This window comes from Aeromonas sp. 75A, from assembly GCF_051919425.1.
In the GTDB taxonomy this organism is placed as follows: Bacteria; Pseudomonadota; Gammaproteobacteria; order Enterobacterales; family Aeromonadaceae; genus Aeromonas; species Aeromonas veronii.
In genome coordinates, this window is sequence record NZ_JBQBES010000002.1 from 1,977,299 (window position 1) to 2,000,625 (window position 23,327).

17 protein-coding genes and 1 riboswitch are annotated in these 23,327 nt (G+C 59.8%); of the genes, 7 read left to right on the forward strand and 10 right to left on the reverse strand.

Translation table 11 applies throughout. The features are described 5' to 3' along the window. Positions 1–132: 132 nt before the first annotated feature. A complete protein-coding gene (gene ubiK / locus ACTG2T_RS09095; protein WP_005339429.1) occupies positions 133–390 on the forward strand; it encodes a ubiquinone biosynthesis accessory factor UbiK in 258 nt (85 codons plus the stop codon). A gap of 54 nt (positions 391–444) precedes the next feature. Here the strand turns inward: ubiK and ACTG2T_RS09100 are convergent, their stop codons facing one another. The 6 genes from ACTG2T_RS09100 to trxA all read right to left on the reverse strand — a co-directional run bounded on the left by ACTG2T_RS09100 (position 445) and on the right by trxA (position 6,923). Then, positions 445–1,458, reverse strand: coding sequence for a GGDEF domain-containing protein (locus tag ACTG2T_RS09100; protein WP_330125640.1), 1,014 nt, complete (start codon positions 1,456–1,458; stop codon positions 445–447). Between the two features lie 219 nt (positions 1,459–1,677). After that, positions 1,678–2,376 (reverse strand): NAD(P)H-flavin reductase, encoded by a 699-nt coding sequence (gene fre / locus ACTG2T_RS09105; protein ID WP_005339423.1) that lies wholly within the window; start codon positions 2,374–2,376, stop codon positions 1,678–1,680. A 146-nt stretch (positions 2,377–2,522) separates the two neighbouring features. Then, positions 2,523–3,992 (reverse strand): 4-hydroxy-3-polyprenylbenzoate decarboxylase, encoded by a 1,470-nt coding sequence (gene ubiD / locus ACTG2T_RS09110; protein WP_005339421.1) that lies wholly within the window; start codon positions 3,990–3,992, stop codon positions 2,523–2,525. 33 nt (positions 3,993–4,025) lie between these two features. Further along, positions 4,026–5,018 (reverse strand): hypothetical protein, encoded by a 993-nt coding sequence (locus tag ACTG2T_RS09115; protein ID WP_330125641.1) that lies wholly within the window; start codon positions 5,016–5,018, stop codon positions 4,026–4,028. Between the two features lie 108 nt (positions 5,019–5,126). Continuing rightward, a complete protein-coding gene (rho, locus tag ACTG2T_RS09120) occupies positions 5,127–6,392 on the reverse strand; it encodes a transcription termination factor Rho (RefSeq protein ID WP_005339417.1) in 1,266 nt (421 codons plus the stop codon). 204 nt (positions 6,393–6,596) lie between these two features. Then, on the reverse strand, positions 6,597–6,923 hold the full coding sequence (gene trxA / locus ACTG2T_RS09125) for a thioredoxin TrxA (protein ID WP_005339416.1): 327 nt from the start codon (positions 6,921–6,923) through the stop codon (positions 6,597–6,599). Between the two features lie 113 nt (positions 6,924–7,036). On the opposite strand from trxA, the gene rhlB reads away from it, so the two are divergent. Genes rhlB through ACTG2T_RS09140 form a run of 3 tightly spaced genes read left to right on the forward strand, consistent with a single transcriptional unit; the run spans position 7,037 to position 10,113 of the window. Then, a complete protein-coding gene (gene rhlB / locus ACTG2T_RS09130) occupies positions 7,037–8,326 on the forward strand; it encodes an ATP-dependent RNA helicase RhlB (protein WP_005339414.1) in 1,290 nt (429 codons plus the stop codon). 11 nt (positions 8,327–8,337) lie between these two features. After that, a complete protein-coding gene (gene gppA, locus ACTG2T_RS09135) occupies positions 8,338–9,828 on the forward strand; it encodes a guanosine-5'-triphosphate,3'-diphosphate diphosphatase (protein ID WP_330125642.1) in 1,491 nt (496 codons plus the stop codon). A 30-nt stretch (positions 9,829–9,858) separates the two neighbouring features. Then, positions 9,859–10,113, forward strand: a complete 255-nt coding sequence (locus tag ACTG2T_RS09140) for a Rho-binding antiterminator (protein ID WP_042054704.1) — start codon at positions 9,859–9,861, stop codon at positions 10,111–10,113. A gap of 70 nt (positions 10,114–10,183) precedes the next feature. On the opposite strand, the gene ACTG2T_RS09145 is transcribed toward ACTG2T_RS09140, so the two are convergent. The 3 genes from ACTG2T_RS09145 to prlC form a co-directional block, all read right to left on the reverse strand. After that, positions 10,184–10,945 carry a class I SAM-dependent methyltransferase gene (locus tag ACTG2T_RS09145; protein ID WP_280639533.1) on the reverse strand — a complete coding sequence of 254 codons (762 nt, stop codon included), beginning with the start codon at positions 10,943–10,945 and terminating at the stop codon, positions 10,184–10,186. 54 nt (positions 10,946–10,999) lie between these two features. Continuing rightward, positions 11,000–13,549: a putative bifunctional diguanylate cyclase/phosphodiesterase gene (locus tag ACTG2T_RS09150; RefSeq protein ID WP_330125643.1), complete on the reverse strand. Its 2,550-nt coding sequence runs from the start codon at positions 13,547–13,549 to the stop codon at positions 11,000–11,002. Positions 13,550–13,756: 207 nt separating this feature from the next. After that, positions 13,757–15,799, reverse strand: a complete 2,043-nt coding sequence (gene prlC, locus ACTG2T_RS09155; protein WP_330125644.1) for an oligopeptidase A — start codon at positions 15,797–15,799, stop codon at positions 13,757–13,759. Between the two features lie 424 nt (positions 15,800–16,223). Further along, positions 16,224–16,309: riboswitch (cyclic di-GMP riboswitch) on the forward strand. Positions 16,310–16,363: 54 nt separating this feature from the next. On the opposite strand from prlC, the gene ACTG2T_RS09160 reads away from it, so the two are divergent. The 3 genes from ACTG2T_RS09160 (at position 16,364) to ACTG2T_RS09170 (ending at position 22,227) form a co-directional block, all read left to right on the forward strand. Continuing rightward, complete coding sequence (locus tag ACTG2T_RS09160; protein WP_439973785.1) at positions 16,364–17,593, forward strand: glycosyl hydrolase family 18 protein; 1,230 nt, start codon at positions 16,364–16,366, stop codon at positions 17,591–17,593. Then, the gene (locus ACTG2T_RS09165) at positions 17,590–18,552 is read left to right on the forward strand and encodes an immunoglobulin-like domain-containing protein (protein WP_439973786.1); all 963 of its coding nucleotides are present in this window, start codon (positions 17,590–17,592) and stop codon (positions 18,550–18,552) included. The genes ACTG2T_RS09160 and ACTG2T_RS09165 overlap by 4 nt, the downstream gene beginning before the upstream one ends. Before the next feature lie 168 nt (positions 18,553–18,720). Then, positions 18,721–22,227 carry a hypothetical protein gene (locus ACTG2T_RS09170; RefSeq protein ID WP_330125646.1) on the forward strand — a complete coding sequence of 1,169 codons (3,507 nt, stop codon included), beginning with the start codon at positions 18,721–18,723 and terminating at the stop codon, positions 22,225–22,227. An 83-nt stretch (positions 22,228–22,310) separates the two neighbouring features. On the opposite strand, the gene hemB is transcribed toward ACTG2T_RS09170, so the two are convergent. After that, positions 22,311–23,327, reverse strand: coding sequence for a porphobilinogen synthase (hemB, locus tag ACTG2T_RS09175; protein ID WP_139433813.1), 1,017 nt, complete (start codon positions 23,325–23,327; stop codon positions 22,311–22,313).

The following is a 23,327-nucleotide window of genomic DNA, read 5'->3' on the forward strand; positions in this document are numbered from 1 at the left end:
AGGGTAGCAGTTGTGGCCCCATCACCAGACCCGACCAGCCAGCGGGCACCATCACGACTAAAAAGCCGCCGCGATCTCGGCAAAGTGAGGGAATTGTCGGTAGAATGTCCGCCAACGCTTAAGGAGGACATCATGATCGACCCGAAGAAACTGGAAGAGATCGCCAAGCAGGTGCATAACTCCCTGCCGCCCGGCATTCGCAGCATGGGTGAAGAGGCCGAGAAGAAGATGCGTCAGGTACTGCAAGCCCAGCTGGGCAAGCTGGATCTGGTCAGCCGCGAAGAGTTCGACGTGCAGACCAAGGTGCTGCTGCGTACCCGTGAAAAACTGGCCGCCCTCGAAAGCAAGCTGGCTCAGCTCGAGCAGCAGCTCGGCGCCAAAGGCGAATAACGAAAACCCCAGCTCGGCTGGGGTTTTTGCTTTGTATTGAACCTGTAAAAAACATCACACCTGAAGCAGATACCAGGCCCGCTTGCCGCGTGCCTTGGCCTCATACATGGCACGGTCGGCCACCTCCAATGCCTGCCGGAAGCTCAATGGCTCCTCCTCCCACAGGGCGATGCCGATACTCAGCCCCACCCGTTGCGGGCAACCGGGTTTGGGCACATAGCCGTGCATCCGGCTGATCAGGGCGTCAGCCAGCTGTGCCAGGCCATGGCTCGACACATCCCGGTGCAAATGCACCACAAACTCGTCGCCACCGTAACGGCCGCATAGCGCCGAGCCCGGCATGATAAGGCGCAACCAGTCCGCCATCTGCTGCAATACCAGATCGCCGCAGGCGTGCCCAAGCTGGTCGTTGATCCCCTTGAAATCATCCAGATCGATAAAGAGCAGCGCCCCCGCTCCTTGCGGCTGCAGCTGGGCAAACGCCTTGCCAAACCCCTGCCGGTTGAGCAAGCCGGTCAGCGCATCGCTGTTGGCACGCTCCGCCAGTCGCTGCTCATAAGCCTTGCGCTGGGTGATATCGATATGGGAGCCCATGATCCGCAGCGGCTTGCCATCGCCATCCCGATCGACGACCCGGCCCCGATCCCACAGCCAGGTGATCTCCCCGGTCGGGCTGATGGTGCGGTATTCGGCTTCGTAGAAGGGAGTTTTCCCCTCAAGGTGGGCAAAGTAGCTGCCCATGGCATGGGCGCGATCGTCGGGATGGAGCTTGGCGCTCCACTGATCGAAATGAGGGGCCATGTCACCGGCCTGAAAGTTCTGCAGATTGAAGACCCGCAGCTCGCCGGTGGGAATAGTGCCCTGCCAGAGACAGATGCCGGTGCCATCGAGGGCGGCATTGAGCTTCTCCTGCAACAGGCCATTTTCATGCTTCAAAGCGGCGATCTCTGCCTGCAAACGGGCCATTTCACCGCCATGAGGGGACGGGCTCAGCGTTGCGACCCGCTCGACAGAGCCGGTCTCTCCCCTGTCATCCTCCGCAGATGCCCTGCCCTCTTCACTCAACACGGCGCCTCCTTGTGCTTGCTCTATGGATGCTCTTGTCAATCCCCCACAAAGATGCCATCAGCTAGGCTCGATTAGTAGCCACTCATAGCCAAAATATTGAAAAATAATGGGATAACGCCGCGATAATCCGCTCATTCGGGATGATCCGGTACTGCGGCAGCCCTAAAAACAAAAGCCCCCGGCAAAACCGGGGGCTGCGTCATCCAGACGGGGATCCCGTCAGATAAATTCGTAGGCGTCACCGAAGATGCGCTCAGGCTCGGCGCCGAGGATCTTGAACTCCTCCCGCGCGGCCCCCGCCATCTCGAAACGGCCGGCGACATAGATGTCGTAGTCGTGGAGACTGACGAAGTCATCCATGATCGCCTTGTGCACCAGCCCGCTCTTGCCGGTCCAGTCAGCCTCCGGCTCCTGCACCACCGGAATAAAGGTGAGCGGCGCATAGTCACGCTCCCACTGCTGCATCTGCTCCAGCTCATAGAGCCAGTGAGCCTGACGCACACCCCAGTAGAAGAACACCGGACGCTTGCTGCCCGTGTCGATCAGGTACTCCAGAATGGAGCGGGCGTAAGAGAAACCGGTGCCGCCCGCCATCAGGATCAGCGGACGGGGGGATTCATCGCGCAGGAACGCCTTGCCAGCCGGCAATTCGACCTCGATCTCCCCCTGCTCGCGCATGCGGGCCAGCACCTGACCGGCGTAGGCGTTCTCGGGAGTAGCACCGATTTGCAGCTCCAGCACGCCCGGGCGGGTCGGCGAGTTGGCGATGGAGAAGGGGCGCTTGTCCGAATCGCTCATCACCACCAGCAGATACTGGCCCGGCTTGAAGCTGATCGCTTGCTGCGGCGTCAGGGCCACATGCCAGATGGTGTCGACATATTCGCGCAGTTCCTCTACGCGGCATTTGATACGTTGCATTCTTGTCCTTGTGGCGGGCTCGCTCGGCCCGCTTCGCTCATTGTTTCACTATGGAGTGACGACCAGCAGCCCTGGCCCCGTCAGTCGAGAATACTCAAATCAGTGCGGATCGCATCACTTTTTGCAGCAAAGCTGTCATGTTTGCCTCATCCGAGGATATTGAGCTCATCCCAGATGGCATCAACCTTCTGCTTCACCGCCTCATCCTGAACTATGGGCTGACCCCACTCCCGATTGGTCTCGCCCGGCCACTTGTTGGTGGCATCCAGCCCCATTTTGGAGCCGAGGCCGGAGACCGGCGAGGCGAAGTCCAGATAGTCGATCGGGGTGTGCTCGATCAAGGTGGTGTCCCGTGCCGGGTCCATCCGGGTGGTGATGGCCCAGATCACATCCTTCCAGTCGCGAGCGTTGACGTCATCGTCACACACCACCACGAACTTGGTGTACATGAACTGGCGCAGGAAGGACCAGACCCCCAGCATCACCCGCTTGGCATGGCCCGGGTAACGCTTCTTGATGGTCACCACAGCCATCCGGTAGGAGCACCCCTCCGGCGGCAGATAGAAGTCCACAATCTCGGGGAACTGCTTCTGCAGCAGCGGCACGAACACCTCGTTCAGCGCCAGACCCAGCACCGCCGGTTCATCGGGCGGACGGCCGGTGTAGGTGCTGTGATAGATGGCATCGCGCCGCTTGGTGATGTGGGTGATGGTGAAGACCGGGAACTCGTCCACTTCGTTGTAGTAACCGGTGTGGTCGCCATAAGGGCCTTCTGGCGCCATCTCGCCCGGCTCAAGATAGCCTTCCAGCACAATCTCGGCGCTGGCGGGCACCTCCAAATCGCAGCTGATGGCCTTGATCACTTCGGTACGGCTGCCGCGCAGCAGACCGGCAAAGGCATATTCGGAGAGAGTATCCGGCACTGGCGTCACCGCGCCGAGAATGGTCGCCGGATCGGCACCGAGCGCCACCACCACCGGGAATCGCTCACCGGGATGGGCCTCCTGCCACTCGCGAAAATCGATGGCACCGCCACGATGATCCAGCCAGCGCATGATCAGCTTGTTTTTGGCGATCTTCTGCTGGCGATAGATGCCGAGGTTCTGGCGCTTCTTGTAGGGGCCACGGGTGATGGTGAGGCCCCAGGTGACCAGCGGTGCCACATCGCCGGGCCAGCAGTGCTGGATCGGGATCTGGTCGAGATCGACCGCATCTCCCTCCTGCACCACCTGCTGGCAGGGGGCGGAAGAGAGTCGCTTGGTCGGCATGTTGAGCACCTGCTTGAAGATCGGCAGCTTCTCCATCAGCTCCTTGAATCCCTTGGGCGGCTCGGGCTCCTTGAGATAGGAGAGCCAGACCCCGACCTGACGCAGGGCGCCCACATCGGGCTGGCCCATGCCCATGGCAACCCGATCCGGGGTACCGAACAGGTTGGTCAGCACCGGCATGGTGTAGCCTTTGGGATTTTCGAACAGCAGAGCCGGGCCACCCGCACGCAGGGTGCGATCGCTTATCTCGGTCATCTCCAGATAGGGATCTATCTCGCGGGTGATCCGCTTGAGTTGTCCGTTTTGTTCCAGCTGCGCGATGAAATCACGCAAATCCTTGTATTTCATGCAAGTTCCCAACCGGGTTCAGGAGGTCACGCATTATAACCCTGGCTGCCCATCGGGTGTACCCGAATCGGGCAGCAGACTCGGTGCAATGGGTGGCATGTCACGCTGACCGAGGCGTCTGGCCAGCGCAGAGAGCAGTTGGGGCTCGTCCACCTCCATCAACAGACCGGCCACCAGCGCCCCGTATTGACGGTTGGAGAGTTCCGCCAGCAGGTATTTCTGGGCTTGCGGCGGCAAGGGGGAGAGTGCGCTCAGTTGGCGCAGGGCGGCTCCCTTCAACCCTTCGTTGCCACTGGCGGCAATCAGCAAATCGCTGGCAGCACTGCCGTGATGGAAGCGGTTGATGGTAGAGAGTGCACGCAGCGCATCCTGATCTGCCGGCCGCCGCCACAGCATGCCATAGAGCGCCGGTTCCCCGGTGCGCTGCAACAGATGGAACAACAGGTGATTGTCGGGCAGATAGATATTCTGGCTGGCCAGCGCTTGCGCCTCCCGCATCCAGATCGGCTGCGGCAAGGTGTCGAGGGCCAGCAACAGGGCTTGCTGCTGCATGGCGAGATCGGGGTTACTGCTGTAGTAGATGGACTTTAGCTGGAAGCTGCCCTGGGCAAGCTGCTGCCGATAGCGCTGCATCAGTGATTGCAGCTGCCACGCCCCCAGCAGCTGACGGGCCTGCGCGGCAAAATCATAGACAGGTTGCTGCACCAGAAAACCGTCGACCTGCTGCTCCATGAGCCACTCGGGGGCCTTGTCGGCCTGAGCCTCGACCCACTGTTGCAACGCAGGGGATGCAGGGGTGGTAGCGGGAATATCCCGCAGCAGCTGCAACAGCAGGAACTCCCGCCGCTCGCGACTCAGGGTCGCCAGCAGAGAGTCGATGGCTGCAAATTGCCCCTCCTGCAGACGGCCCGCCAGATAGCGCTGGTGAGTCTGCAACGTCTCGGCTGTCACCGCGATCGGCGCACTCTGCGCGCAGGCTGGCATTGCGCTCAGCAACCCCAGCAATAACCAGAAAACAGGCTTCATGACGTCTCCATCCATGTGACATCGGGATCTCATACTACTAGGGCGACCGGAAAACAGATAAACAAAAACCGCGACCAGGGCCGCGGTTTCGTCATTTTCTGACCGGACTTACTTCTGCTGGCGCCGCATGGCGTCGAAGAACTCGTCATTGGTCTTGGTCATCGCCAGCTTGTCGATGAGGAATTCGATACCGTCGATCTCGCCCATCGGGTGGACAATCTTGCGCAGGATCCACATCTTCTGCAGCTCGTCACCTGAGGTGAGCAGCTCTTCTTTACGAGTACCTGAGCGGGTGATGTCGATGGCCGGGTAGACGCGCTTCTCGGCAATCTTGCGCGAGAGGTGCAGTTCCATGTTGCCGGTACCCTTGAACTCTTCATAGATAACCTCGTCCATCTTGGAACCGGTATCGATCAGTGCGGTGGCGATGATGGTCAGGCTACCGCCCTCTTCAACATTACGCGCGGCGCCGAAGAAGCGCTTGGGACGGTGCAGGGCGTTGGCATCCACACCACCGGTCAGTACCTTGCCGGATGACGGGATAACGGTGTTGTAGGCACGGGCCAGACGGGTGATGGAGTCCAGCAGGATCACCACATCTTTCTTGTGCTCGACCAGACGCTTGGCCTTCTCGATCACCATTTCGGCAACCTGAACGTGACGGGAAGCAGGTTCGTCAAAGGTGGAAGCGATCACTTCACCTTTCACCATCCGCTGCATCTCGGTCACCTCTTCCGGACGCTCGTCGATCAGCAGAACGATCAGTTCACAATCCGGGTGGTTGTAGGCGATGCTCTGGGCGATGTTCTGCAGCAGCATGGTCTTACCGGCCTTGGGCGGCGCCACGATCAGGCCGCGCTGGCCTTTACCGATGGGGGATGCCAGGTCCAGTACACGGGCGGTGATATCTTCAGTAGAGCCGTTACCCCGTTCCATACGCAGACGTTCGTTGGCATGCAGGGGGGTAAGGTTTTCAAACAGGATCTTGTTGCGGGAGTTTTCCGGGCGGTCGTAGTTGACCTCATTGACCTTGAGCAGTGCGAAGTAGCGTTCGCCCTCTTTCGGTGGCCGGATCTTGCCGGAGATGGTATCACCGGTACGCAGGTTGAAGCGGCGGATCTGGCTCGGGGAGACGTAGATATCGTCAGGGCCTGCCAGATAGGAGCCGTCTGCACTACGCAGGAAGCCGAAACCATCGGTCAGGATTTCCAGCACACCGTCGCCAAAGATATCTTCACCACCCTTGGCGTGCGCCTTGAGGATTGCAAAAATAATATCTTTCTTGTGCGCCCGAGCCAGATTTTCCAACCCCATGGATTCGCCAAGCTTGACCAGCTCGGACACAGGAGTGTTCTTTAATTCAGTCAGATTCATAGTGGTGAAAGTCTGTAAGCAAGGATTGAAATGAGGAGACAGTCTGCTGGATTGATGCTGATCGGATTTGATTGCCAGGCTGTGGTTAGCAAAGAGTCAGGCAAAAAGGTTAGCAAACGAGCGATAAACTAGCACCAATCGGGATGAGCGTCTAGGTGATAAAACACAAGGAGCGCATTATTGCAATGCGCTCCTCTTTAATTATTACAGGTTGCCGTCCAGGAACTCTTTCAGCTGAGTCTTGGACAGTGCACCGACCTTGGTCGCTGCCACTTCGCCATTCTTGAACAGCAAGAGGGTCGGGATACCACGAATGCCGTACTTGGGCGGAGTATCAGAGTTATGGTCGATGTTCAGTTTGGCTACGGTCACGCGACCTTCGTACTCTTGGGCAACTTCTTCCAGGATCGGGGCAATCATCTTGCACGGACCACACCACTCGGCCCAGAAGTCGACCAGAACGGCGCCATCGGCTTTGATTACATCTGCCTCGAAGCTGGCATCGCTCAGCTGAACAATCTTGTCACTCATCTCCAACTCCAGTCAGTAATTAAGGCTTTATTGACATATCAACAAAGGCAATAGTTGCCCTATTTGAAATGATCCTGTTTATTATTGCAAGCCTAACCTGATAACCTACCGCCATGAGCAAAACACACTTAACGACCGACAAATTCGCCCAAATGGGCCTCGAACCCGAAGTTCTGGCTGGTCTGGAATCAAAGGGATTTCACTATTGCACGCCCATCCAGGCACTGTCTCTGCCACTGCTGGTAGAAGGTCATGACCTCGCCGGTCAGGCCCAGACAGGAACCGGCAAGACCATTGCCTTCCTGGCCGCGACATTCAACTATTTGCTGACTCACCCGCTGACCAAGCCCCGTCTGGTTAACCAACCCAGAGCCATCATCATGGCGCCCACCCGGGAACTGGCAGTACAGATCTATAACGATGCCGACAGCATCGCCGCCTCTACCGGCCTGAAACTCGGCCTCGCCTACGGTGGCGAAGGTTACGACAAGCAGCTGGCCGTGCTGGAGCAGGGCGTCGACATCCTGATCGGCACCACCGGCCGCATCATCGACTACTTCAAGTCAAAGGTGATCGATCTGAGCAACATTCAGGTCGTGGTACTGGACGAAGCGGATCGCATGTTCGATCTGGGCTTCATCAAGGACATCCGCTTCCTGTTCCGCCGCATGCCGCCCGCGACCGAGCGTCTGAGCATGCTGTTCTCCGCCACCCTCTCCCTGCGCGTGCAGGAGCTGGCCTACGAACACATGAACCACCCGGAACATGTGCAGGTAGAGCCGGAGCAGATGACCGGCGTGCGGATCAAGGAGGAGCTGTTCTACCCCTCCAACGAAGACAAGATGTTGCTGCTGCTCTCCCTGATGGAAGAGGAGTGGCCGGAAAAAGCTATCGTCTTCGCCAACACCAAGCATGTCTGTGAAGACGTTCATGCCTGGCTGGAGAACGACGGCCACCGCGTTGGTCTGCTGACTGGCGATGTGCCACAGAAGAAGCGGATGAAGATCCTCGAGGATTTCACCAAGGGTGCGCTCGATATTCTGGTCGCCACCGACGTGGCCGCCCGTGGTCTGCACATCCCCGACGTGACCCACGTATTCAACTATGACTTGCCCGACGACGCCGAGGACTATGTTCACCGTATCGGTCGTACCGGCCGAGCCGGCAAGAGCGGTCACTCCATCAGCCTGGCCTGTGAAGACTATGCCTTCAACCTGCCGGCCATCGAGGAGTACATCCACCACGCCATTCCGGTCAGCAAATATGATCGCGAAGCGCTGCTGGATGACGTGACCCCGCCGAAACGGGTGTTCCGCAACCGTCAGCCGGTGAACCGCAACATGCGGGATCGTCAGGGCGGTGGCAACAGCAACAACCGTCGTCGTCCGCCGCGCAAGAGCTAAGGACAGGCCCGTTGCACAACTCGCCTCTCTATGCCGCCATCGACCTCGGCTCCAACAGCTTTCATATGCTGGTGGTGCGCGAGGTCGCCGGTGCCCTGCGCACCGTCGCCAAGGTAAAGCGCAAGGTTCGCCTTGCCGCCGGGCTCGATCCGGAATTTCGTCTCAGCCGTGCCGCCATGGAGCGGGGCTGGGACTGTTTGCGTCTCTTCTCCGAACAGTTGCAGGACATCCCGGCCGACAATATACGAGTGGTGGGCACGGCCACACTGCGCCTTGCCACCAACGTCGACGAGTTCCTCAGCGAAGCGGAACGGGTACTCAACCACAGCATCGAGATCATCTCGGGCGAGGAAGAGGCCAAGACCATCTATGAAGGGGTCTCCTGGACCTCTGCCGGGGAAGGCAACCGGCTGGTGATCGACATCGGCGGTGCCAGTACCGAACTGGTGATTGGCGAACATAGCGAAGCAAAACTGCTCAACAGCCTGCACATGGGCTGCGTCACTTGGCTCAACAATCACTTTGGTGATGGCGAGCTCTCTGAAGCCCGTTTCGAGCAGGCGATTGCTGCCGCCAAGGCGGTGCTGGAGAAGGTGGCGGAAGATTACCGCATCCTCGGCTGGCGTACCTGTGTCGGCGCCTCCGGCACGGTACAGGCGCTGCAAGAGATCATGCTGGCGCAAGGGAAGAGCGAACGGGTCACCCTGCCGAAACTGCAGGAACTGATGGGTCAGGCCATCGCCTGCGGCAAGCTCGACCGGTTGCAGCTGGAAGGGCTGGCGGCCGAACGGCTGACCGTGTTCCCCTCCGGCCTCGCCATCCTGATCGCCATCTTCGAAACCCTCGATATCGAGAGCATGACCCTCGCGGGGGGCGCCCTGCGTGAAGGACTGATCTACGGTCTGCTGGGCAACAATCACGACTGTGATGCCCGGGATCGCACCGCCGACAGCCTGATCAGCCGCTATCAGCTGGATAAAGAGCACGCCGAACGGGTGCGCGATACCGCCGTCGAGGCGTTCAACCAGCTGCAACCGGCCTGGCGACTCTCCAAACGCTACGGTCGTCCGATCTTGCGTTATGCCGCCCTGCTGCACGAGATCGGCCTCTGTATCGAGTACAAGAAGGCGCCGCAACACGCCGCCTACATCATCGACAACATCGACATGCCGGGCTTTACTCCCGCGCAAAAGAAGCTGTTGTCGGCCCTGCTGTTCAACCAGCGGGACGAATTCAAGCTGGAACCGCTGGAAAAGCAGGGTGCAGTCACCGGTCGTCAGGCGATCCGGCTGGCCCGTATCCTGCGCATCGCGCTGATCCTCTGCATGCGCCGCACCCAGGGCACAGTGCCCAGCTTCACCCTGCAGGCAGAAGAGGAGTCACTGACCCTGACCCTGCCCAAGGGCTGGATGGATGAACACTACCTGCGCGCCAGCGAGCTGCGCTTTGAAGTGGAACGCCAGCAAAAAATGGGCTGGGCTACCCGCGTACAGGAAGCCTGACTCAGCAACCTGCCTGTTTTGGAGCCGATCATGCCGGATTATCAACCCATCAGCTGCGATCTCTACGACTGGCTCGAAATTGCTGCCAGCTGGCAACTGCCGGTGACCCTCACCAGCCGCGATGATCGCCAATGGGATGACAAGATCCGCACTATCGAAGCCAGCGAAGGGGTCGAGTATCTGCTGCTGCACAGTGGCGAGCGGCTCAGTCTGGCAGAACTGGCGACCCTGCGCCTGAACTGGCAAGGGGAAGAAAAGCTGATCCGCTTCGCACCAACCAACTGAATCCAATACGAAAAAGGAGGGCCAACATGACGTTGGCCCTCCTTTTTGCATCTGCGGCTCACACCGGCCGTTAACCCGCCGCCAGCGCCGCCATCACGTAGACATCGAAGCGGTTGCTCTTGGTCTCAATGGCCATGCTGGGCTTCTGTTCGTTGAGCCAGCCGGCGTAATCCGGCCGCTTCACCACCACGCGCTTATCAGCCATCTTGAGCGCGGCAGGCAACAAGGCATCCGCATCGAGATCCGGCCCCACCAGCGACTGGAACACCCGCATCTCTTTTTTCACCAGCGCCGACTTCTGCTTGTGAGGGAACATGGGGTCGAGGTAGATCACCTCGGGCCGCTCCGGCAGCGCCAGCAGATTGTCCACCGCCGGGCCTTGCAGCAGGTGCATCCGCTCACTGACCCAGGGGCCAATCTCGGGATCCTGTGCCGCCCGTGCCAGCCCATCCTGCAACAGAGCGGCCACCACAGGGCTGCGTTCGATCAGGGTCACCTTGCAACCGAGGGAAGCGAGCACGAAGGCATCGCGCCCCAGACCGGCAGTGGCATCCACCACGGTGGGTGTGGCGCCGGCCTTGAGCCCCACTGCCTTGGCGATGGACTGGCCGCGACCACCACCAAACTTGCGACGATGTGCCACCGCCCCTTCCACGAAGTCCACATAGACGGCACCCAGCTTGGGCTCATCCAGCTTGCGCAGTTCCAGTCTCTCTTCAGTCAGTACCAGCGCAAACGGAGCCGGAAACTCCACGTCGGCAAGGCGTAAACGCAGGGCGTCGAGCTCGCCATCACGGGCGGGGACTTCACTGAAAACCTGAATATGGGGCATAGGAGACAGACTCATGGCACGTACAGAAGCGGCCATGATAACAGAAGCGGTGGATCAGCTCACGACAGTGAGGTTCATCCCTTGACGGTTGAGAGCGAGGTAATCAATGAGATCGTCATAGGCCAGCGGGCGGCTGAGCAGATAACCCTGGGTGAAGGCACACCCCTTCTGGCAGAGGAAGTTGAGCTGCTCGCGGGTCTCTACCCCCTCGATCACCACCTGCATGCCGAGGTTGTGCACTATGTTGATGATGCCGTCGAGCAGCATCCTATCCTGCTCGTTGAAGGGGATATGGCGCACGAAGGAGCGGTCGATCTTGACCAGATCTACCGGGAAGGTGCGCAGATAGTTGAGGGCCGAGTAGCCGGTACCAAAATCGTCGATGGCCAGCTTGCAGCCCGCCTCGCGCAGGGCATCGATCCGCACCCTGTGCTGATCGCTGCTCTCCATCAGCAGAGATTCGGTGATTTCGATGACGATGTCGGCAGGATCGAGCCCGAAGTGCTGGATCACCTTGAGCCACTCGCTCGCCTCGGGGTCAATGGTCTGGAACTCCATGGTGGAGCGGTTGATCGACATCTGCAGATCCGGAAAACCGGACTGCTGCAACCGCGCCAGATCCCGGCACGACTGCCACAATACCAGCGTCCCCAGCCCCTGAATCAGACCTGCCTCTTCCGCCAGCGGAATAAACTCGGCAGGGGATACCTGCCCCCAGTGGGGGTGATACCAGCGCACCAGCGCCTCCAGCTTGGCGACCCGTCCGCTGCGGTTGTCCCAGATGGGCTGGTAGGCCATGGTCAGCTGCTCCAGCTTGATCGCTTCGGCCAAATCCTGCTGCATCTGGTGGCGCTGGCGCACCTCTTCCCGCATGGATGAGCAGTAGGCACCGAGCAACCTTCCCTGCCGCTTGGCCGCAAACAGCGCCTGTTCGGCGTTGCGCAGCAGCTCGTCGCTCTCGCTGCCATCGACCGGGCAGAGGGTCATGCCGATGGTCGCGGTCACATAGAGATGCTGGTTGGCCAGCATAAAGGGACGGGCAAAGCTGCCGATCACCTGCTTGGCAAACACCTCGGCCTGACGGCGGGTGACGATGCCGGGCACCAGGAACGCGAACTCATCGCCACCGATACGGGCCACCAAATCTTCGGTGCGCACCCGGCTCACCAGTCGATCCGACACCTCCCGCAACAGGGCATCGCCAGCATGGTGATCCATGCTGTTATTGACCGCCTTGAAGTTGTTGAGGTCGAGCACCATAAGCGCGAAGCGCTCGCCCCGCTCGCAGAAGCGGGTGAGGCAGCGGCCAAACAGCCAGCGGTTGGGCAGGCTGGTGAGGTTGTCGTAGTTGGCCTGGGTAGCGATCTTCTGCTCGGCCACCTTGGTCTGGGAAAGATCGCTGAAAATGGCGATATATTGCTGGATTTTGCCGGCTTCGCGCAGGGTGCTGATCATCAGCTGCTGCGGATAGAGCTTGCCGTTCTTGCGCTTGTTCCACACCTCGCCACGCCACACCCCCACCCGCTCCAGCGCATGGTACATGTCGGCATAGAAGGTCTGATCGTGCAGCCCGGACTTGAGCATGCTGGGACGCTGGCCCCGCACCTCGTCGCTGCTGTAGCCGGTGATCTGCTCGAAGGCCGGGTTGACCGAGATGATGCGGCTGTCGGCATCGCACACCAGAATCGCTTCGGAGAGGTTGTCGTAGACCCGGTGAGAGAGCTTGAGCTGCTCCGCATGGCGCTTGAGGGGATCAATATTCTCCAGCAGCACCATCAGGTAGTCCGGCTGCTGCTGCTCGTCGCGGATCAGGGTGACAGTTACCCGCCCCCACAGGATCTCGCCCCCCTTGCAGAAGTAGCGCTTCTCCTGGGTGAAACTGCTGCGCTCGCCGCGCCGGATCTCTTCGTAGCACTCAAGGCTGCGCTGCCAATCCTCCGGGTGATTGATGTCGGAGATGGAGCGATGAAGCAGCTCGTCGAGGGGATATCCCAGCATCTTCTCGATAGCCGGATTGGCCCAGAGAATGCGGCCGGTGAGATCGAGCTTGCCGATCCCCACCGGGGCCTGAAACAGCATGCTCTGCAGCACATGGGGGGTATCAGGCAAGAGTTGCGGCAGCTGGCGTTGCAGCATCAGCGCCAGTTCGCGACCGGCCAGCGGCCCCAGCAACCGGAGCAGCCCCATCACCTTGGTCATATTGGCCTGCGGCTGACGATAGAGCAGGCAGCAGATACCTATGGTCTCGCCATCCGCATCCTTGAGGGCGATCCCGGCGTAGGCCTGGGCTTGCCACGCATCGGCAAGCGGCATCGCGGGGAACAGCTGCAACAGACGATCGCTGAACCAGGCTTCCCCCTCCTGCCAGGTAATGGCATCGGGAGAATCAGTGATTGGCAGCGTCAGGGTATCGGGGTCAAGAGAGGGGGGATGGGCAGCCTGAACCGTCAGGTGGGTAGCATTTGATTCCCTGCTGGCGATCAGGACGACATCAGCCATCACAGCAGCGGCGATTTCACTCACAAAGGTATCGAAATATCCCTGGCCGCTCGAATGAGCCAGACTTGAGATGATTTGATAGACGGAATCGAGTGCTCGCCTCATGGCAAGTGGCTTTCTCTCCTTGAAGGTTAGAACACGACTCTACTGAAGAGCCGTGAGCAGTGCAAATATGCAATCAGCAAGATATTAAAAAGCCTTGAAAAAAGGGACCAAAAGGTCCCTTTTTGTCGCAGAAATCACGACTCGATCCCACTATGCCGCAAAACAGTGTACCTGCTTGAAGCTCACACAGGCGGCGGGTCAGGAATCTCAGGCGGCGATCCCGCTGTGTCGCAACAGCGCATCCACCTTGGGCTCACGGCCACGGAAGGCTCGGAACAGCTCCATCGGCTCCTTCGAGCCCCCCTTCTCCAGAATATTCTTCAGGAAGGATTGGCCGGTCGCCGGGTTGAAGATCCCCTCCTCCTCGAAGCGGGAGAAGGCATCGGCAGAGAGCACCTCAGCCCACTTGTAGCTGTAGTAGCCCGCCGCATAGCCGCCCGCGAAGATGTGGGAGAAGCTGTGCTGGAAGCGGTTGAACGCCGGTGGCGTCATCACAGCTACCTGACTGCGCACCTCATCCAGCAGCGCCGGAAGCTGCGCCGGATTGGCCGGATCAAACTCCTGATGCAGGCGGAAGTCGAACAGAGCGAACTCAAGCTGGCGCAACATCTGCATCGCCGCCTGGAAGTTGCGGGCGGTCAGCATCTTCTCCAGCAGATCGGCAGGCAGCGGCTCGCCGGTCTCGTAGTGGCCGGAGATAAAGGCCAGCGCCTCGGACTCCCAGCACCAGTTCTCGAGGAACTGGCTCGGCAGCTCCACCGCATCCCACGCCACGCCGTTGATACCGGCGACACCGGCCACGTCGATGCGGGTCAGCATGTGGTGAATGCCGTGGCCAAACTCATGGAACAGGGTGACCACTTCGTTGTGGGTGAACAGCGCCGGTTTGCCATCCACCGGACCGTTGAAGTTGCAAGTCAGGTAGGCCACCGGTTTTTGCAGTGAACCATCCTGACGGTAGCGACGACCCAGGCAGACATCCATCCAGGCGCCGCCCTGCTTGTGCTCGCGGGCATAGAGGTCTAGATAGAAGCTGCCGCGCAGCTCGTCGTCGGCATCAAAGATATCGTAGAAGCGCACGTCCGGGTGCCAGGTGTCGATGCCGAGGCGCTCGCGCACCTTCATGCCGAACACCCGCTTCACCACTTCGAACAACCCCTTCACCACCTTGCTGGCGGGGAAGTAGGGGCGCAGCTGCTCATCGGAGATGGAGAACTTGTGCTGTTTGAGCTTCTCGGCGTAGTAGGCGAGATCCCAGGCGGCCAGCTCGCTCTGACCATGCTGCTCGGCGGCGAAGGCGCGGATCTCCTCCAGCTCGGCTTTGCCTTGTGGCAGGGATTTGGCCGCCAGATCGGTGAGGAAGCTCACCACCTGTTCGGTCTTGTCCGCCATCTTGGTGGCCAGGGAGAGCTCGGCATAGTTGGCAAAGCCCAGCAGCTGGGCCAGTTCGCGGCGCAGGGTGAGCAGCTCGCTCATGATGGCGGAGTTGTCCCACTTGCCCACATTGGGGCCTTGATCGGAGGCGCGAGTGGTGAAGGCTTCGTACATCTCGGCGCGCAGCTCGCGGTTGTCGGCATACATCATCACCGGCAGATAAGAGGGGATATCCAGCGTGAACAGCCACCCCTCTTTGCCTTTAAGTTCAGCCATCTGGCGGGCAGCGGCACGCACACTGTCGGGCAGACCGGCCAGCTCGGCTTCATCGGCCACCAGCTTGTGCCAGCCCTGGGTGGCATCCAGCACGTTGTTGCTGAAACGGGAGGCCAGTTCGGAGAGGCGGGCCTGAATTTCGCCGTAACGCTGCTGCGCCTCGGCAGGCAGACCGATGCCGGAGAGGCGGAAGTCACGCAGGGTGTTCTGGATCTCCTTGCGCTGGGCGCCGCTCAGCAGCGGGAAATCATCGCTCTGGGAGAGGGCCAGATAGGCCTGATAGAGCCCTTCATGCTGACCGACATAGGTCTGGAATTCGGAGAGCAGCGGCAGGCAGGCGTCATGGGCCTCGCGCAGTGCTTCGCTGTTGAGTACGGAGTTGAGGTGGCTGACCGGTGACCAGATCCGTGACAGACGGTCATTTACCTCTTCCAGCGGGGCAATCAGGCTATCCCAGGTATGGGGATCACGCTGGGCCAGCACATCGCTGATCTTCTGCTTGCAGTCAGCAATAGCCTGCATCACGGCAGGCTGAACCTGCTCCGGCTTGATCTGGCTAAAAGGGGGCAGCGAATCCATTGTCAGCAAAGGGTTATTCATCCCGGTTACCTCTTGTTTGGTCTTGAACAGACCGCTTTAGCAGCTCTGTATGGCTTTCTAACATGTGGCCAAGCCACGCAATAATCAAGCGGGAATCCACCTCTCGGCACTGTTTTCCCCTCTTTGTGAGCTCAAACACCTCTCTGCCAGATACTGGACGGCAACAGCATGAATAATCGGTACTTTTTTGCTCTTTTTGCGGCTTTTTCAACTCTCGAACCACAAGGGAGCAGACCAAATCCAATCGACAAAAGAGTAGGTTACAGCGGCCTATCACCGGCCCTTTCCATGCTTGGAAAATAACCAACCGACAAGTTAATAACCAAAACAAATCATGCACATACGTTGATTAATTTGTTTTTAAGTGCATATCATAAGCAGCCTGTTACTCAGGTCACTTGATTCTCTGTGCTGCACAGAAATCGGGTGAAAAAGGCAAAGTGACCCGAAAGGGCGCGACGCAAAGCCACCGGTCTAAGGGAAAACACCTATGACAGCGGGGCTGCCCCCGGGAGCGTTCGGCCATAGCTGTACGCTCCGTTTGTACTGTATGGAGATATCAAGATGAACAAATTGAAGTTATCCCTGCTGGGCTGCCTGCTCGGCATGGGTGCCCCCATGGCATATGCCGCCAGTGCCGGTCAGGCGATGGTTAACCCCCAGTCCGGCGTAGTGGTCGGCTACTGGCACAACTGGTGTGACGGCTCGGGCTACAAGGGCGGTATCGCCCCCTGCGTCAAGCTCGATCAGGTCAACCCGCAATACAACGTGGTCGATGTCTCCTTCATGAAGGTCTATGGCAGCGATCCCATCCCCACTTTCAAACTCGACCCGGCCATCGGCATGAGCGAAAGCCAGTTCATTGAGCAGATCGCCGAGCTGAACCGTCAGGGCCGTGCCGTGCTGCTGGCGCTGGGCGGTGCCGATGCGCACATCGAGCTGCGCAAGGGTCAGGAGCAGGCCTTTGCCGACGAGATCATCCGTCTGGTGGAGACCTATGGCTTCGACGGGCTGGATATCGATCTGGAGCAGGCCGCCATCACCGCCGCCGACAACCAGACCGTGATCCCGGCGGCCCTGCGTCTGGTCAAGGATCACTACCGCGCCCAGGGGAAAAACTTCCTCATCACCATGGCGCCGGAGTTCCCCTATCTGACCCAGACTGGCGCCTACATCCCCTATATCCGCAATCTGGAAGGGTACTACGACTGGATCAACCCCCAGTTCTATAACCAGGGTGGCGACGGTATCTACATCGATGGCATCGGCTGGATTGCCCAGAACAACGATGCCCTGAAAGAAGAGTTCATCTACTACATGGCGGATTCGCTGAGCAACGGTACCCGCGGCTTCTACAAGATCCCCCATGACAAGCTGGTGTTCGGCATTCCGACCAACATCGACGCCGCCGCCACCGGCTATGTGCAGGATCCGCAGAAGCTCTACAACGCCTTCAACCGCCTGAAGAGCGAGGGGCAACCGCTGCGTGGCGTGATGACTTGGTCCATCAACTGGGACATGGGCCGCAACGCCGCTGGTCAGTCCTACAACGAATCCTTCATCAAGAGCTACGGCCCCTTCATCCACGATCAGGAGATCACGCCGCCGGTCGACAACGGCAAGCCGGTGTTCAGCGGCCTGAGCGATACCCGTATCAAGCAGGGCACCGCCTTTGATCCGCTGGCCGGTGTCAGCGCCAACGACAAGGAAGATGGCGACCTGACTGGCCAGATCCAGGTGGAAGGCTCGGTAGACACCCAGCGTATCGGCCTCTACCCCTCACCTACAAGGTGAGCGATCGCGACAACAACGTCACCGAGCAAGTACGTACCATCGAGGTCTACAGCATGAAGCCGGTGTTCAGCGGTGTCACCGACACCACGCTGGAACTGGGTACCGCTTTCGATCCGATGACCGGCGTCAGCGCCCATGATGAAGAAGATGGCGACCTGACCGCCCAAATCAAGGTCAGCGGCAACGTCGACAGCAGCAAGGTCGGCCGCTACACCCTCACCTATCAGGTGAGCGACAGCGCCGGTCAGCAGGTAACCCAGCAGCGCAACGTGACCGTCAGGGAGCAGGGCGCCGTCTGTGAAAATAGCTGGGATGCCAAGAAGGTCTATGTGGGCGGCGACATCGTCAGCCACAACGGCAAGAATTGGCTGGCCGGCTGGTGGACCCAGAACGAAGAGCCGGGCACCACGGGTGACTGGGGCGTCTGGCGCGTACAGGGCGACAGCGATTGCGGCGGCACAACGCCACCCGCCGAAGGCAGCAGCGACTTCACCGTCAGCGCTATGGGCTCCGACTACACCATTGTCAACGGTCAGGTCAGCATCCGTTTCAACGTGACGACCGCCAACCCGGTACAGATCACCGCGACTCTGGAGCAGAGCGGCCACAGCCACGGCACCACCAGCAGCCAGGTGAACGGCACCAGCACCCTGGTACTGCAGGGCAGCAACGTCACCGATGGCAGCTACGACGTGGTCATCACCGGTCTGGCAGACGGCCAGCAGCCGGTGGTGCAGCGCTTCCCGGTTGCGCTGACCGAAGAGAACAGCGGCGGTGGCGAGGGTGACTACCCGGCCTACGCCCCCAACACCAGCTATCAGGCCGGTGATCGGATCAGCAATGCCGGTGGCAACTACGAGTGCAAACCCTGGCCATACAGCGGCTGGTGTGGCGGCTCGACCAGCCACTATGCACCGGGTACCGGCAGTGCCTGGAGCGATGCCTGGATCAAGCTCTGACCTTGCCCCAACCACTAACGGGGGCTGACAGGCCCCCGCCCATATCCTGCCCGTCGGCCACGCTGCCGATGGGCAGGATGCACTGACCCGGACGGGTTAGCCCTTCTCTTTTACATGCTTGCCAACCACCAAAAAACGTCCAACAACAACCAAGATAAGGAAATCACCATGCCAAGAACCACCAAGCTTGCCACCCTGCTCGGTCTGCTGCTGTCGGCCCATGTCGTGGCCGATGAGCGCGAACAAGCCTATTTCAAACAAACCTATCAGGAACACTACGAGCAGATGACGGCGCGCCTCGCCGCGCTGCATCAGAGTGCGGCTGACGAGCAGAACGTGATCATCAAGGATGGCAAGCGCCACCTTGCCATCAACGGCCTGCTCTACCCGCTGACGGCGGATAACCACATCCTGTTCGATCTGCCCAAACCCCACTTTTTCGACGAAACAGCCATTCGTAACGTCTTTGATTTCTTTGATGAGGAGTGGGAGCTGACCTGGTACGACGGTGGGGTCGTTGCGGTCAACAAGCGCTTTGGCAACTATGACTACGGCAACGGCTGTCTGCTGGAGTACTTCCCCCACGGCCAGATCCAGAATGGCGAACGCACCCGTGTGGTGATGGAGACCAGCTCCTGCAGCGTCAACTCGTTTGCCACCTCGCTGCAATATCTGGACAAAGGCGAGGAGCTGACGGCCGACCAGCTGGGGCTGGACGCCAGCCTGATCACGGCGGTCGAGCGCTATCAGGATCGGCTCTATGTCAGCCAGAACGGCAATCCGGGCCATGTGGCCATTATCGATATCCCGAGCCGCCAGCAGATTGGCGAGATCCGCGGCACCGAAACCGGCAGTACCACGGCCTACAACCAGGTCAGTGAATTGTTTGTCCGCAACAACCTGCTCTACGTGGTCTCGCGCTACTCGCACCGGGTCGATATCTTCGATCTGGCCGATGAACATCGCCATGTCACCACCCTGGGAACCGGTCGGGATTCCGGCAGCAACAGCCTGCACCGCGCCCAGGCCGTCTTTGCCAATCAGGATTACGTGCTGGTGGCCGATGCGCTGAGCGAGATCAAGGTCTACCGCCAGCAGGATGTGACGCCGGAGAACAGCCTCAAGACCCCCATCGCCGGTCGGCTCGCCTTTGAAGGAAAATACAGCCACCGTCTGGTGCAACTCCATCAGGTGGGTGACTATCTCCTGGCCCACACCGCAGGCAAAAACTACTACATCTATGACCTGCGCAAACTGGCTGATGCCATCGCCAGCAACACACCGCTGGCGCCTGAGCAGGTGATCGCAGACAGCAATCTGCAAAAAATCGACATGGATGGCGATCGACTGGTGGTGAACTTCAAGGACCGCATCGAATGGCATGATGTCGATACCCTGATCGCCAACGACTTTCAGTTCAAGAACCCGACCTTTACTGTTCGGGAGATCAACCAGCAGCCCGTGGCGGCGCTGAAAGATCTCCAGCTGGCGGGCTCGGCACTTGTCACCGCCAACGAACGCGGCCTGGGTTTCAACCAGCTGCTGAGCAAGGAGATCAGCTTCACGGCCGACGAGCAGTTGCCGGCTCGCCCGCTGATCTTCGATCAGCTGATGCCGGCCGCAGTCAGCTACATACTGCGCAATGACGAACCCTACGAGGTACTGATCGATCGCGCCCAGCGTTCGGTCAACATCAATTCGCTGGTCAAGACCGAGCTGCTTGATAACGACACGGTGCGCATCACCAACTATGCCGCCAGAGAGCTGCATGACATCAATATCGAGTCACGCCTGAACGGTATCAACAAGTGGCTGATCCTGGGCCAGCTCGATCGCCTGCCCGCCTATGCCCAAATCACCCTGCCATTGAGCGCCTTTGGCGAACAGGGACGCTTCAACAGCGCCAGCCGCGATGGTGTGTTTGATCTCAACAACCTGCTCGACAACAGCATCAATCTGCCTGCCCAGTTCGATCACAGGTTCAGCTCCAACTCGGATCCGTTTGCCCAGAAGCTGGCACGCCTCAAGCCAAGCTGGAACGTGCGCTTCGCCACCAACACCAGCGGCTCCTGGCGCCCCATCAATGCCCTCTACGCCCGCGAGTGGCTGATCATCGCCACCAACCTGGCCTACATGGTCTCGACCGAGGAGTTCAAACACGTCTGGTACAACTTCAAGGCGGTGAATGGCTACGAGATGTTCGGCAATGGCGGCAACAGCTATGTGCCGAACGGGATCTTTACGGCCGCCGATTATGACTACTACTACCACAGCCTGATGAAGCGCCCCTACCTCAACCTGGGGATCACCGCCATGGGGGGCGGGCTGGGGAGTGGTGGCATCACCGGGGTCGATACCTTTAACTTTGTCAGCCACTACTACGGCAGTTGGGGCATCATTGCCCACGAATTTGGCCACGGCTTCGATGGGAAGTCCTACAGTCATGACAGTGCGTTTGCCCGTGGCAGCCACGGTTGGCACCCGCTGATGACGGGCATGGCCAACTACCATATCCGCAAGGGCGACCTGCCCTATCTAGATGATGATCTCAACGGTTTCCACAAGCCGGAAAACGACATCTATCGCTACAACTCGGTCAGCCAGGGGGCTCGCAAGCACCGCGCTGACAGCCACATGTACTATACCGACCACTACTTCATGCAATTCTCCACCATGCCGCAAGGCTGGGTAGCCAACGGCAGCGACTTCAGTGCCGGGCAGCTGGCAGCCCTGAACAATCAGGAGCGACTGCTGATGGGCTGGATCCCCAAGGAGTCGGAGAAAGGCAATCTCTGCCGGTTCACCTTCCAGGATGGCGAGCAGTACTACGGCTACGTCGAACAGCAGGCTGATGGTCTGCTCTGTGATGCCGGATCCCTGATCCGTTATCGTCAGCCCGATGGCCAGTTTGTGCCGCTGGTCTCGGCCATCAACCAGTTTGACTGGCTGTCACTCCACCACAAGGGCAAGCTGGATCAGCCAGTGCTGCACCAGAATGGTCGCCAGCTCTGCTACAAGAATGTGGCGGGCTTTTACGGTATCGGCTTCGTCAATGACAACAAACAGTGCACCCAGTTGCCCAACGTCTATCAGACCAATGGCAAGCACTGGCTGACCAGCTCCGGCTGGACCGGTCTGACCTACCTGAGCGGAGACTTCATTCTGCCCACGACCGGTAGCAGCAGTGACTTCACCGTCACCGATCTGGCGGCCGAATATCTCATCGTCAACGGCGCGATCGACTTCAGCCTGACGCTGACCACCGCCAACCCGGTGACCGTCACCGCGACCCTGTTGCAGGATGGCAATCCGGTCGCCACCGGCAGCGCCCTGATCGATGGTCAGGGTTCCCTGCAGCTGGCACAGTCGGGCCTAGCGGCCGGCAGTTACGAGCTGCTGCTGGCGGGCATGGCTGAGGGGAGCAAGCAGGGCTTCGAGCGCCGCTTCACCCTGGCATTGGTGGAACAGGCTCCGGGTGGTGACAATGACGGTGGTAACGGCAGCTACCCGGCCTATGTTGCGGGCACCGCTTATCAGAGTGGCGAACGGGTCAGCAATAACGGTGGCAACTACGAGTGCAAACCCTGGCCCTACAGCGGCTGGTGCGGTGGTGTGGCCAGCCACTATGCACCGGGTACCGGCAGCCACTGGAGCGATGCCTGGATCAAGCTGTAATCAGCCGCTCGTGACCAAAAGAGAGCCATAACGACAGAGGGGGAGCCATCGGCTCCCCCTCTCGTTTATCTCTTCAACCCGGCTTAGCGGGCATCTTCCTTCAACCACTGCGCCACGCGCTTGGCGAAGTAGGTGAGGATGCCATCGGCCCCGGCCCGCTTGAAGCAGAGCAGGGACTCCATGATGGTCTCCTTCTCTTTCAGCCAACCGTTCTGGATCGCCGCCATGTGCATGGCGTACTCGCCGCTGACCTGATAGGCGAAAGTCGGCACGCCGAACTGATCCTTCACCTGACGAACCACGTCCAGATAGGGCATACCCGGCTTGACCATCACGCTGTCGGCCCCTTCCTGAATATCCAGCGCCACTTCGTGCAGGGCTTCGTTACTGTTGGCCGGATCCATCTGATAGGTGGCCTTGTTGCTCTTGCCGAGGTTGCCGGCAGAGCCGACCGCATCGCGGAACGGGCCGTAGTAGCAGGAGGCGTACTTGGCGGAGTAGGCCATGATCTGGGTGTTGACGAAGCCGTTCTCTTCCAGCGCGGCGCGGATGGCGCCAATGCGGCCATCCATCATGTCGGACGGCGCGACGATATCGACCCCGGCCTCGGCATGGGAGAGCGCCTGCTTAATCAGGATCTCGGTGGTGATGTCGTTCAGCACATAGCCTTCGTCATCGATGATGCCATCCTGACCGTGGGTGGTGAACGGATCGAGCGCCACGTCGGTGATCACCCCCAGCTCCGGGAAGCGGGCCTTGAGGGCACGCACGGTGCGCTGGGCCAGCCCGTTCGGGTTGTAGGCCTCTTCCGCCATCAGGCTCTTGCTCTCCAGCGGGGTCACCGGGAACAGGGCAATGGCGGGCACGCCCAGCTCTACCAGCTCGGCAGCCTCTTCCAGCAGCAGATCGATGGAGAGACGCTCCACCCCCGGCATGGAGGGAACGGCTTCCCGACGGTTCTCCCCCTCCAGCACGAACACCGGATAGATGAGATCGTTGACGGTCAGTACGTTCTCGCGCACCAGACGACGGCTGAAATCATGTTTGCGCAGACGGCGCAGGCGGCGGCCCGGAAAGGCGCCCGGAAGAGTTGTAGCCAT